12 protein-coding genes and 1 pseudogene are annotated in these 11,200 nt (G+C 66.0%); 9 read left to right on the top strand and 4 right to left on the bottom strand.

Annotated elements, in window-relative coordinates; all coding sequences use genetic code 11:
- The 4 genes and pseudogenes from Q4F73_RS09105 to Q4F73_RS09090 form a co-directional block, all read left to right on the top strand.
- Window positions 1–248, top strand: a pseudogene (locus Q4F73_RS09105) (ABC transporter ATP-binding protein); the annotation flags it as partial.
- 83 nt (window positions 249–331) lie between these two features.
- Window positions 332–523 (top strand): hypothetical protein, encoded by a 192-nt coding sequence (locus tag Q4F73_RS09100; protein ID WP_303359037.1) that lies wholly within the window; start codon window positions 332–334, stop codon window positions 521–523.
- Complete coding sequence (locus Q4F73_RS09095) at window positions 510–1,280, top strand: hypothetical protein (protein ID WP_303359036.1); 771 nt, start codon at window positions 510–512, stop codon at window positions 1,278–1,280. The genes Q4F73_RS09100 and Q4F73_RS09095 overlap by 14 nt, the downstream gene beginning before the upstream one ends.
- A gap of 25 nt (window positions 1,281–1,305) precedes the next feature.
- Complete coding sequence (locus tag Q4F73_RS09090; RefSeq protein WP_303359035.1) at window positions 1,306–2,223, top strand: glycosyltransferase; 918 nt, start codon at window positions 1,306–1,308, stop codon at window positions 2,221–2,223.
- On the opposite strand, the gene Q4F73_RS09085 is transcribed toward Q4F73_RS09090, so the two are convergent.
- Genes Q4F73_RS09085 through Q4F73_RS09070 form a run of 4 tightly spaced genes read right to left on the bottom strand, consistent with a single transcriptional unit; the run spans window position 2,220 to window position 4,591 of the window.
- Window positions 2,220–2,624: a GtrA family protein gene (locus tag Q4F73_RS09085; protein ID WP_303359034.1), complete on the bottom strand. Its 405-nt coding sequence runs from the start codon at window positions 2,622–2,624 to the stop codon at window positions 2,220–2,222. The genes Q4F73_RS09090 and Q4F73_RS09085 overlap by 4 nt on opposite strands.
- An 11-nt stretch (window positions 2,625–2,635) precedes the next feature.
- Window positions 2,636–3,562, bottom strand: coding sequence for a hypothetical protein (locus tag Q4F73_RS09080; RefSeq protein WP_303359033.1), 927 nt, complete (start codon window positions 3,560–3,562; stop codon window positions 2,636–2,638).
- A 19-nt stretch (window positions 3,563–3,581) separates the two neighbouring features.
- The gene (locus Q4F73_RS09075) at window positions 3,582–4,082 is read right to left on the bottom strand and encodes a hypothetical protein (RefSeq protein ID WP_303359032.1); all 501 of its coding nucleotides are present in this window, start codon (window positions 4,080–4,082) and stop codon (window positions 3,582–3,584) included.
- Window positions 4,079–4,591: a hypothetical protein gene (locus tag Q4F73_RS09070; protein WP_303359031.1), complete on the bottom strand. Its 513-nt coding sequence runs from the start codon at window positions 4,589–4,591 to the stop codon at window positions 4,079–4,081. Before Q4F73_RS09070 ends, Q4F73_RS09075 begins: the two co-directional genes overlap by 4 nt.
- 30 nt (window positions 4,592–4,621) lie before the next feature.
- Between Q4F73_RS09070 and Q4F73_RS09065 the strand changes: the two genes are divergently transcribed.
- From Q4F73_RS09065 to Q4F73_RS09045, 5 genes are all read left to right on the top strand, one after another.
- Entirely contained in the window at window positions 4,622–4,894 is a 273-nt protein-coding gene (locus tag Q4F73_RS09065; RefSeq protein WP_303359030.1) for a hypothetical protein, read from the top strand.
- Window positions 4,895–5,747: 853 nt separating this feature from the next.
- Window positions 5,748–7,163 carry an FAD-binding oxidoreductase gene (locus tag Q4F73_RS09060; protein WP_303359029.1) on the top strand — a complete coding sequence of 472 codons (1,416 nt, stop codon included), beginning with the start codon at window positions 5,748–5,750 and terminating at the stop codon, window positions 7,161–7,163.
- 19 nt (window positions 7,164–7,182) lie between these two features.
- Window positions 7,183–7,944, top strand: coding sequence for a decaprenylphospho-beta-D-erythro-pentofuranosid-2-ulose 2-reductase (locus tag Q4F73_RS09055; RefSeq protein WP_303359028.1), 762 nt, complete (start codon window positions 7,183–7,185; stop codon window positions 7,942–7,944).
- A gap of 2 nt (window positions 7,945–7,946) precedes the next feature.
- Window positions 7,947–9,983 carry a galactan 5-O-arabinofuranosyltransferase gene (locus Q4F73_RS09050; RefSeq protein WP_303359027.1) on the top strand — a complete coding sequence of 679 codons (2,037 nt, stop codon included), beginning with the start codon at window positions 7,947–7,949 and terminating at the stop codon, window positions 9,981–9,983.
- Window positions 9,984–9,999: 16 nt separating this feature from the next.
- The coding region (locus Q4F73_RS09045) for an arabinosyltransferase domain-containing protein (protein ID WP_303359026.1) at window positions 10,000–11,200 on the top strand (1,201 nt) is incomplete at its 3' end.

The raw sequence follows: 11,200 nt of genomic DNA, 5'->3' as shown, positions 1-11,200 counted from the left end.
TCATGGCCAAGGCCCGCGTCCGCCTGCAGGAGCTGGTCAAACGCTCCGGCATCCTTGTCTTCGCCTCCCACTCCAACGACTTCCTCGCGCAGCTGTGCAACACGGCACTGTGGATCGACCACGGTGAGATCCGCTCCGCGGGGCTTGTCGACGACGTGGTCGAGGACTACGAGGGCAAGGGCGCCGGCGACTACGTGCGCACCCTGCTCAAGCGCTTCGAGGCCGAGGAGCAGCGCGGGCTGGAGTAGCGGACGCCTATCGAACAAGTTATCGATTTTTTGTGGAGTTCGTTGCTCTCGTCTGTCACAATGGAGTCAGAAAGGAGGACCCGATGTCGACCCCGATGTACGAAAAGGTCAGTCAGCAGGAAGCGTTGGCGCAGATTGAATCGATCCTGGACGCGCTCCAATTGTCCGAGAGCGAACTCGATGAGCTCGGCGAACAGTACCTTCTCACTGAACGTGAATACGGTTTGTGGCGGCGTGTCGTCGAACTCCGGTGGCTGTCTGGTGTCCCAGCCTGAGCTGTCCGACCAGGCCAGGGTTTTCCGGGAGGAGTTGGAGGCGAGTCTGCTTGCCTGCACCGGTGATGTGTTCCCGTTGTCGGCCTCCGATTCCACCGACGGAACTCTCATCTCGATTCGAAACCCACGAGACGAAGACAGCACGCCCATCTTGATCCCGTTGCGCGTCAAGGGAGAAAACGAACGCCCGGAGACTCTCCTGGGAATCGAGCTCGAGTACAAGTGCTACCTCAGCGAAACACACCGCTATCTCACTGTGAAGTCCTCCATGATCAAGGTATGGCCGCTTGCCAAGACCCGCGGCGAACCCCTCTTTCGCTATGACTTCGAGAAGGACGCTCCGGTAGATGTCCCCTCCTCGCACGTGCAGGTTCATGCACACCGTGATGCCTTCACCCATCTTCTGGGCCACTCGGGCACACAGTTCCGCCGTGCGAAGCGGCGAGCCGAACGGGCGCTCAATCAGAAGATCCCCGCGGTATCCGAGTTTCATTTCACCACCGGTGGGGAGCGATTCAGACCCTGCCTGGAAGACATCCTGGAGTCTCTTCGCATCGAGTTCGGCTTGTCTGTGGACATGCAGACGTGGGGGCCGCGTCTCAGCAAGGCCCGCACGACGTGGCGCCTGACCCAGCTCAAGGCTGCTGTCCGTGATTCTCCGCTAACGGCTGCGCAAACACTGGAGGACATGTTTGGAATCCAGATCCATCTTCCTGACGAAGCGTGTGACCGCCAAGACCGCCTCACGAAGAGTTGAGCCCTCCCGTGGCACAATGACCCTCATGCCCACCACCATTCCTCCCCTCAGCCGCGACGACCGAGTGGCGGCGGTGATCGTCACCCACCGGCGGGTGGAGTTGCTGCGTGCCTCGCTGGAGCAGGTCGTCGCGCAGACCCACCCGGTGGACTGGGTGATTGTGGTGGATAACGGGTGTGAGGCGAGCGTCGAGAAGCTCGTGCACGAGATGGCGGGCGACCGCGCGGTGTATCTGCCCAGCCGCACAAACCTGGGCGGGGCGGGCGGTTTCGCCTACGGTTTCCTCACGGCCCTGTCGTTGGGGGCCGACGCGATCTGGTGTGCCGACGATGACGGCCGCCCTGCGGACGCCCACGTCCTCGAGACGCTTATCGACGTCGCCTCCCGGCACCGTCTCCACGAGGTCTCCCCGGTGGTGTGCAACATCAACGATCCGGAGAAGCTCGCTTTCCCGCTGCGCCAGGGCCTGGTGTGGCGGCGCCGCCGGGATGAGTTGGAGGGTGATTTCCTGGCGGGGATCGCCAGCCTGTTCAACGGGGCGCTCATCAAGGCGCGCGCGATGGAGATCATCGGCGTGCCCGACTACCGCCTGTTCATCCGCGGTGACGAGGTGGAGTACCACCGCCGCCTGGTGCGCTCGGGGCTGGCGTTCGGCACGGCGCTGACCACGGCCTATCTGCACCCGGACGGCTCGGACGAGTTCAAGCCGATCCTCGGCGGGAAGATGCACACGCAGTACCCGGACAACGCCTCGAAGCGCTACTTCACCTACCGCAACCGCGGCTACATCATGAGCCAGCCGGGCATGCGCAAGCTGCTGCCGCAGGAATACGCTCGTTTCGGCTGGTTCTTCCTGGTGCAGAAGAAGGACCCGCGGGGTTTCTTCGAGTGGTTGCGCCTGCACCGGCAGGGCCGGAATGAGCGCTTCACGCGTCCGGACTAGCGGAAGATGAACACCCGCTGCACGATGAAGTTGATCACGGTGGCGGTGCCCTGCGCGATGACGAAGGCGACGACGATGGCCAGGGAATTGTTCCACTCCCACCCGGTGAACAGCCGGTACAGCACGGCGTGCAGTCCGACGTTGACGAAGTAGGTGATGGTGTACAGCGCCGCCACCATGAGGAAGCGACGTGTGGAGGGGGCGGCCTGGAAGGTCCAGCGTCGGTTGATCAGGTAGGCCGTGATGGTGCCGAAGATGAAACCGACGGAACGGGCCAGAACGGGGCCGGCGCCGAAGAAGATCTGCAGGACCCAGGTCAGGCCGAGGTCGACGACCGCGGAGATCGCGCCGGAGATGATGAATTTACCGGCCTGCGTCTGCAGGCTAGAACGAGTGGACACGAGGTATCACCCTACTCCGCCCACCCCGCCCCCGCGGATCCGCTGAGCAGACAGCGGTAGATGTCGAGCCGGTCGACGGGGGATTTGGCGTGTTCGCCGTAACCGCCGACGTCGGCAAGCAGGGTGAGGGATTCGACGCACAGTGCCCGCACGCGCGCTCCCGTCAGCGCCGTGCCGTCCTCATCCTCCCAGCCCAGGGACGCCATGGTCGTCTCCAGGACGTGATTGCCCAGGGTCTCATCCCCCATGCAGGCCAGGGCGAGAACAACGGTCCAGAAGGCGTCGCGGGCAGGCGGGTGATTCTCCACGGGCAGCCCCTGCAGCAGTTCCACCGTGCCGCGCGCCAGGCCCGTCTCACGGTTGAGGTCGAGTGCCTGCAGGAGCGGAACGAAGTCGAAGATGCCGGAGCGGGTGATGATGTCGCGCACCGCGGGATGGGTGACCTCGAGCACGCTGCGGATGGTGGCGGTGCCGGTCAGGGCGGCGTTGATCTCCGCCAGGTCGAAGTCCTCGTCGCCGAACGCCCCGGAGCCTCCGACGCACAGGGCACGGGGGGTGCCGGCGTCGCGGGGATAGGATTCCACGGCGGTGAGGGTGACGTCCCACAGGCCGAAGTGGTAGCTGATGCGGTCATCCGCGCCGCTGAGGTGGGCGTGGATGGGGTCGGCGGCGTCGAGACGCTCCTCGCGGTCCGCCGCGTGCGAGAAGTGCCAGGGCGTGGAACCGGGCGCGGCACGGAAACCGAAGGCGGTGCCGAGAATCTCGTGGAGGTCGACGAGGTGGAGGGCGTCGTTGAGTCCGATGTGGCGGTGCACCTCGGCGTCGGCCCGGATGTGGGAGGCCTGGAGGATGACGGTGCGCGCCTGGCGTTGGCGCCGGGCACGCACGGCCGTCAGGTCGACGACCTGGCCTGCGTGGCCCGCACCGTTGTTGGACATGCCACCAGGGTAGCGATTTTCACTCACCCACCGGCAGCGCCCGCACCTGCGCGCCGAACTTCTCGTGCAGGTGCTTTCGGGAGCGCCGCTGCGACTCGATGGCGTGCCAGGCCTCGACGAGCTCCGCCGCAGCCATGGCATAGGACCAGGCCACGCGACCTTCCGGCGCGCCGTGGTAGGCGTCCTCCAGCGTCGGGAGATCCACCTGACCCGGTTCCTCGAAACGCGGGAGGGTCAGCTGCGGGTTGGCCTCCTTCGCGGCTTTCGCCTCGGCCTTGATCTCCTTGAGCTGCGCGATGATGCCCGCCCGGATCCGTTCCAGACCGTCCGTTCCGGTGTGCACCACATGGGCGTCGGCGGTGAGGTCCGCCAGGCGGGCCGGATCGACCTCGCCGTCCCCGAGCAACCAGGCCCCGGACAGGGTGCCGGACGCCGACGGGGCGTCCGGGGAGGTCTGCACGTGCCAGACGACAGTCAGGTCGGGTTGCTTATCGACGATCGCGATCACCCGCACACTCATCCCTGCGCCACCAGCCTCCGGTGGGAGACCTCGGATACGGCGTAGACGCAGGCCGCGGCGACCGCTCCGAGCCAGGTGTTGGGCCGCGCGATCCCCTGCCGGCGCATCCAGGTGGCGATGCGCCGCTGGACGGCCGCGTCAGCACGCGCGAGCACCACGATAACCAGCAGCGCCGCGATGATGACCGTCCACGTCTGAGCCGCCGAGGCCGTGGAGTAGTCACCCGGCGGGGTGTCCGAGGCCGGTCCGGAGGCTGCCCCGATGTCGCCGATGGAGCGGCGGATCTGATCCATCATGAGGCGCGGATCATTGTCCGGATCCTCGTCGAAGGAGTTGAGGACCGCGACCAGTGCCCCGCCGCCGAGGACGATGGCGCCCGTGGCCAGCACGCGCAGCGGGCCGGAGCGGATGTAGTCCGGCAGGGCGATGGCGGCCCCGGCCAGTCCGGCCTGGGTGATTCGGCCGGCCACGGTGTCGTCGAGCGTGTAGAAATCGGTCTTGTCGGTCATGGCTTAAACCCTAGTGTCTACGCTGGTGGCATGTTGTTCGGAAAAAACAAGACCACCCGTGACACGTCCGGCTATGACGAGGAACGGGACCTGCGCGAAGGCCGCTTCCAGGCGACGGAACAGACCAACCTGCCGCTCAATGACTTCATGACGCGGATGATCGCCCAGGAACTGCCCATCCTCGACTCCCACGAACGCACCGAGGTCTACCGGCTGCTGCGTGAGTACGCCGCAGAGGGAGGCCCCGAGATCACCACCCAGGAACAGCTCCCGGCCGAAATCCGCGAGATCCTCGATCTCTGAGACCCCTCCCCGGAATCACTGAATCGCACAAGCTCCCGATGTGGCGGTGCCACACGGGAGCTTGTGCGATTCCCCTTACGGGAGCCCTGCTCATGGACAGAGCACGCTACGAGGGGAGAGAGCTTAAGTCGGAGGTGACTTAGGCGAAGATGCCGGTGAAGGCGTTGAAGACGGCCCAGATGCCGTCGAAGATGGAGCCGCCGACGCCCTGGAGGCCGGCGAGTGCTGCGGAAGAAACGGCGAAGATGTCCATGTGGAACTCCTTTAGTGATGTGGTTGAAACACGATCCGGTTGGTTCGTGCTTGTGACACCACAATGGCATGGATCCGGCCGACGCCTCAAGCCATTCATCCGAAAAACGGCATGCGAAAGTGGGCGCTCTTTGGGCGCCTGGAAGCTAAAGGTCGAGCTCAGGAGGAATTTCTGACACCTCGCTGACGCGGAAAAATAAAGTTCTCCGCCACCTCATAAACACCCCAATTCAGGGGTAACTGCCGCCGATTGACCCCCTGTCGGCAGTGCGCAACCGGATTGGCCGCGGCGCCGAGATCGGGCGTTACTTCTATCGGGAAGTTGCCCTCAAAGTAGCACCCCTATCGTCCGGTGGCAACAGGACGTTTCACCGTCTCTACGATTTCCTACCCCCGGTTACCCCCGCCACCCCCGGGCGGCGTGCTTAAGCAGGGATATTACACCGTTACACCCCCCACGCAAGTGTTCCCCCCGTAACGCCGCTAACTGTCAGTTCCCTGGGGGTGTGGGACACCCCCGCCAGCGTTCACCGCCTGTGTCAGGGGGCAGGGCTACGCTGGACGGAGATACCCAGATCTGTCGAAGGAAGAATTCGCGAAGATGGAACTCCAGACCACACCGACGTCCCTGACCGGATGGGGCCGTACCGCCCCCTCGACGGCGCACGTCCTGGCGACGCCGGACGTCGAGAAGATCGTTGCAGCGGTGACCCGGGTCGCCGATGACAACGCCGACAAGCCTGCCCACCTGCGGCGCGGTGTCATCGCCCGCGGCATGGGCCGCTCCTACGGCGACCCCGCGCAGAACGGCGGCGGACTCGTCGTGGACATGCAGCCGCTGAACAAGATCCACTCGATTGACCCGGATACGGCGATCGTCGATGTCGACGGCGGCGTCACCCTCGACCAGCTGATGAAGGCCGCTCTCCCCTACGGCCTGTGGGTACCGGTGCTGCCGGGCACCCGCCAGGTGACCATCGGCGGTGCGATCGGCCCGGACATCCACGGCAAGAACCACCACTCCGCCGGTTCCTTCGGTGACCACGTCGCGTCGATGGAACTGCTGGTGGCCGATGGCCGCGTCCTCCACCTCGAGCCCGAGGGCTCGGCGGATGACCCGGACGGCACCCTGTTCTGGGCGACCGTCGGCGGCATGGGCCTGACCGGCATCATCCTGCGCGCCCGCATCCGCATGACGCGCACCGAGACCGCCTATTTCATCGCCGACGGTGACCTCACCGACAACCTCGACGAGACGGTGGCCTTCCACTCCGACGGCTCGGAGCACAACTTCACCTATTCCTCCGCCTGGTTCGACGCGATCTCCCCGGAGCCGAAGCTGGGGCGCGCCGCCATCTCCCGGGGCTCGCTGGCCACGCTCGACCAGCTCAAGGAGCTGGCGCCGAAGCTGGCCAAGGACCCGCTGAAGTTCAACGCCCCGCAGCTGGTGACGGTGCCGGACATCTTCCCGTCCTTCACCATGAACAAGTTCTCCATGATCGCCATCGGCGAGCTGTGGTGGCTGAAGTCCGGCACCTACAAGAACCAGGTGCAGAACCTCACGCAGTTCTATCAGCCGCTGGATCTCATCGGCGAGTGGAACCGCGGTTACGGCAAGAACGGCTTCCTGCAGTACCAGTTCGTCGTGCCGATGGAGGCCGTGGAGCCGTTCAAGGAGATCATCCGCGACATCCAGCGATCCGGGCACTACTCCGCCCTCAACGTGTTCAAGCTCTTCGGCCCGGGCAACCGCGCGCCGCTGTCCTACCCGATGCCGGGCTGGAACGTGTGCGTCGACTTCCCCATCAAGAAGGGTCTCAACGAGTTCCTCGATGACCTCGACCGCCGCGTCATGGAGTTCGGCGGCCGCCTCTACCTGGCCAAGGAATCGCGGACCTCCGCCGAGAACTTCCACCAGATGTACCCGGAGATGGAGGGCTGGCTGGCCACCCGCAATGCCATCGACCCGACCGGTGTCTTCGCCTCCGACATGTCCCGCCGCCTCGAACTGAACTAGAACCCAGGAGAACAACCAGATGCTCAACGCAGTGGGCCAGGCCCAGAACATTCTGCTGCTCGGCGGCACCTCGGAGATCGGCCTCGGAATCGTCTCCGAGTTCCTCACCCGCGGTCCCGCCCGGGTCATCCTCGCCGCGCGTGAGGATTCGCCGCGTATCGACGCCGCCGTGGAGCACGTCCGCGCCGCCGGCGCCTCAGAGGTCGAGGTCATCGACTTCCACGCCACCGACTTCGCCTCCCACCCGGATGTCATCGACCTGGCGTTCGCCAACGGTGACATCGACGTGGCCATCGTCGCCTTCGGCACCCTCGGTGACCAGGAGGCCCTGTGGCAGGACCAGGCCGCCGCCGTCGAGTCCGCCCAGATCAACTACACCGGCCCCGTGTCCGTGGGCGTGCTGCTCGGCCAGCGTTTCAAGCAGCAGGGCCACGGCACCATCGTCGCCCTGTCCTCGGTCGCCGGTATGCGCGTACGCCGCTCCAACTTCGTCTACGGCGCCTCCAAGGCCGGCCTCGACGGCTTCTACACCCAGCTCGGGGAGGCCCTGCGCGACACCGGCGCGAAGGTGCTGGTCGTCCGCCCGGGCCAGGTACGCACCCGGATGTCCGCCGGGGTGAAGGAAGCCCCCCTGACCGTCGACATCAAGCAGGTCGCGGAGGCCACCGTCGACGGTGTGATCAAGGGCCGAGACATCATCTTCGTCCACCCCGCGTTCGAGGCCGTGTCGGCAGTGTTCAACGTGATCCCGCGTCAGATCTTCCGCAGGCTACCCTTTTAGGCATGTCGACAGCGAGCACCGCGACCCCTCCCGTTCCCGGCACCATCTCGGGCACCACCCTGGAGGGCTACGCCTCCGATCTGCCGGACCGGCGCGCCACCCTCCTCGGGATGGCCGCTGCCGGACTCGGTGGCGCGGCGCTCACCCTGGTGGCCTGGCTGGTCCTGCGGATGACCAGCTGGCCGGCGTTCAACACGTCGAACATGACCTATGCGCTGTCCACTGCCGCCACCATCGTCACCCTGGTGGTGGTCGGCGCGCTGACGCTGGTCTGGCTGCTCGATGAACAAGGGTCGGTGCGGCGTCGAGAAGCAGGAGAGGATCCGACGGTGCACCGCCCGCGGTGGCGGGTCATCATCACCTACCTCGTGTCCTACCTGTCCCCCGCGGCGCTGGTGATCTCCACCACCGCGATTCCCCTGTCCGCGACCCGCCTGTACCTCGACGGTGTCCACATCGACCAGGGTTTCCGGACCCAGTTCCTCACCCGGGCGGCCACCACGTGGGCCAACCAGGACATGAACTACATCGACCTGCCCTCCTACTACCCGCTCGGGTGGTTCTGGCTGGGCGGTCGTCTCGCCGAGGTACTCGGGATCCCCGGCTGGGAGGTGTACCAGCCGTGGGCGCTGATCTCCGTGGCCACTGCTGCGTGTGTGCTCGTCCCCGTCTGGCAGCGTCTGACGGGGTCGCTGCCGGTGGCGGTGGGTATCGCCCTGGTGACCACGTGCATCACCCTGGTCATGTCCATCGAGGAACCCTACGGTGCCATCGCTGCGATGGGTGTTCCGGCCGCCACCATCATCGCCGGTCGCGCCCTGGGAGGCATGCGGTTCGCCCTCATCGGCATCACCGTCTACCTCGGCGTCTCCGCCTCCCTGTACACCCTGTACACCGGTGCCGTGGCCCTGTCGGTGGTGGCGATGGGCACGGTTGTCGCCGCACTCTACTACCGCACCCTCCAGCCCATCGTCCGGCTGGCCGTGATCGGATTCGGGTCGTTGGCCATCGCCTCGCTGGTGTGGGGCCCGTTTGTGTGGCGCACCATCACCGGGCACCCCTCGGACGGGAGCGCCGCCCCCAACTACCTCCCGGTGGAGGGCGCGCAGGTGCCCATCCCGTTCCTCTCCCTGTCCGTGGTGGGCATCCTCTGCCTCCTCGGGCTCATCTGGCTGGTCGTGCGTGTCACCGATTTCGACGTGCGCAACATGATCATCGGACTCGTCGGCTTCTACCTGTGGTCCGCCGCCTCCATGGTGGCCACGCTCGCCGGCTCCACGCTGCTCGGTTTCCGTGTCGACAGCCTCATCGTGCTGCAGCTGGCCACCGCCGGTGTCCTGGCCCTGGCGGAGTTGCGCCTCACGGGCCTCAATTCGCTCTACCCCAACCAACTCAGTGCCCGGACCCGGCGCACGGTGACCACCATCATGGTTCTCGTCCTGAGCGGCGCAGGTCTGCTCTACGCCCAGCAGATCCCGATGCACAACCAGCGGGCCATCGACCGCGCCTACTCCGACACCGACGGTTACGGAGAGCGCGCCGACCGCTACGCCGCCGACGCTGGACGCTACTACCCGCAGATCGACGAGGAGATACGCTCTCACGGCCACGATCCGCTGGACACCGTCGTCCTCACCGACGAGATCAACTTCATGGCCTACCACCCCTACTTCGGGTTCCAGGCCTTCACCAGCCACTACGCCAACCCGCTGGGAGAATTCTCCGCCCGTAACGACGTCATCCAGCGCTGGTCCACCGACTCCTGGAACACCACCCCGGAGGAATTCCTCGCCTCCCTGGATGACGCCCCGTGGCGCGGCCCGGATGTCTTCATCCTGCGGGGCACCGTCGACGCCCCGGTAGCGGAGACCACCGACGCCGGCTGGAAATCCCACCTCGCCGAGGACATCTACCCGAACAATCCCAACGTGCGGTACCGCGGCATCTACTTCAATCCCGAGGTCTTCTCGCCGGACCTGTGGCATACCACTCAGATCGGGCCCTTTGTAGTGGCAAGCAGGGAGATTGACGCTGTCTGACGTAGACTCCACTTCTGTGTCTGCTACTGCCGTGTCCCATCGAGAGTCCGCTCCCGCTACCTCAGTAGCGCCGGGGTGGCTGAAGAACGTCGCGATCATCTCGGGCCTGCTGGGCTTCGTGCTGTTCATCCTGACGCCTTTCCTCCCGGTCAACCAGACCCAGTCCTCGTTCTCGTGGCCGCAGGGTGACAGCCTCACCTCGGTCAACGCACCGTTGGTGTCCTACGCCCCGGAACGCCTCGACATCGAGCTTCCGGTCAGCGACGCCCTGGAGGCTCTCCGCGAGAACCAGTCCCTCATCCTGTCGACACTGCCGCCCGATTCGACCGACGCCACCTCGCGTGGCCTGTTCATCCGTTCGTGGGACGGCGGCATCGACGTGGTCGTGCGCAACCAGGTGCCCCTCGAGCTGTCCGCGACCGAGGCCGCGGCACTGCCGGACAGCGCAGTGCTCACCATCACCTCCACCGAGGAGGAGACGGTCGCCGAGATCTCCGGCACCCGGCACGCGGGGACGATCGAGGAGGAGGACGTCCGACCGCAGGTCACCGGCGTCTACACCGAGCTCGACGGGGACGCTGCCGCGCTTATCGACGCCGGCCTGGCCGTCGACGTCGAGATCAACTCCCGCTTCACCTCCGCGCCCTCCCTGATCAAGTACGTCGCGATGTTCGGCGGTCTGGCCGCCCTGCTGGTCTCCCTGTGGGGCCTGCACCGCATGGATCGTCTCGACGGTCGCTCCACCCGCCGTTTCCTGCCCACCGGCTGGTGGCGGCCGCGACCGCTCGACGGCATCGTCATCGCCATCCTGGGCTTCTGGCACATCTTCGGCGCCAACACCTCGGACGACGGCTTCATCCTCACCATGGCGCGCGTGTCCGACGGGGCCGACTACACCGCCAACTACTACCGCTGGTTCGGAGTCCCGGAGTCCCCCTTCGGCTCCCCCTACTACGACCTGCTGGCCCTCATGACGCAGGTGTCCACCGCGTCGGTGTGGATGCGCCTGCCCGCCCTGTTGTCGGGCATCATCATCTGGCTGGTGCTGTCCCGGGAGATTCTGCCGCGCCTCGGTGCGCGCATCGCCGGGCGCCAGGTGGCGCACTGGACCGCCGCCATGGTCTTCCTCGCCTTCTGGCTGCCGTACAACAACGGCATCCGACCGGAGCCGATCATCGCCATGGGCGCGGTCCTCACGTGGGCCTCCTTCGAGCGGG

The organism is Corynebacterium sp. (assembly GCF_030535495.1).
GTDB lineage: Bacteria > Actinomycetota > Actinomycetes > Mycobacteriales > Mycobacteriaceae > Corynebacterium.
The sequence above is the reverse complement of the archived record's forward strand: the minus strand, read 5'-3'. Positions and strand labels throughout refer to the sequence as shown.

What these genes read in the sequence shown, in the direction of transcription:
- Q4F73_RS09100 (WP_303359037.1), top strand. Translation starts at nt 332, where the DNA reads ATGTCGACCCCGATGTACGAAAAGGTCAGTCAGCAGGAAGCGTTGGCG.
- Q4F73_RS09090 (WP_303359035.1), top strand. Translation starts at nt 1,306, where the DNA reads ATGCCCACCACCATTCCTCCCCTCAGCCGCGACGACCGAGTGGCGGCG.
- Q4F73_RS09080 (WP_303359033.1), bottom strand. Translation starts at nt 3,562, where the DNA reads ATGTCCAACAACGGTGCGGGCCACGCAGGCCAGGTCGTCGACCTGACG.
- Q4F73_RS09075 (WP_303359032.1), bottom strand. Translation starts at nt 4,082, where the DNA reads ATGAGTGTGCGGGTGATCGCGATCGTCGATAAGCAACCCGACCTGACT.
- Q4F73_RS09070 (WP_303359031.1), bottom strand. Translation starts at nt 4,591, where the DNA reads ATGACCGACAAGACCGATTTCTACACGCTCGACGACACCGTGGCCGGC.
- Q4F73_RS09065 (WP_303359030.1), top strand. Translation starts at nt 4,622, where the DNA reads ATGTTGTTCGGAAAAAACAAGACCACCCGTGACACGTCCGGCTATGAC.
- Q4F73_RS09060 (WP_303359029.1), top strand. Translation starts at nt 5,748, where the DNA reads ATGGAACTCCAGACCACACCGACGTCCCTGACCGGATGGGGCCGTACC.
- Q4F73_RS09055 (WP_303359028.1), top strand. Translation starts at nt 7,183, where the DNA reads ATGCTCAACGCAGTGGGCCAGGCCCAGAACATTCTGCTGCTCGGCGGC.
- Q4F73_RS09050 (WP_303359027.1), top strand. Translation starts at nt 7,947, where the DNA reads ATGTCGACAGCGAGCACCGCGACCCCTCCCGTTCCCGGCACCATCTCG.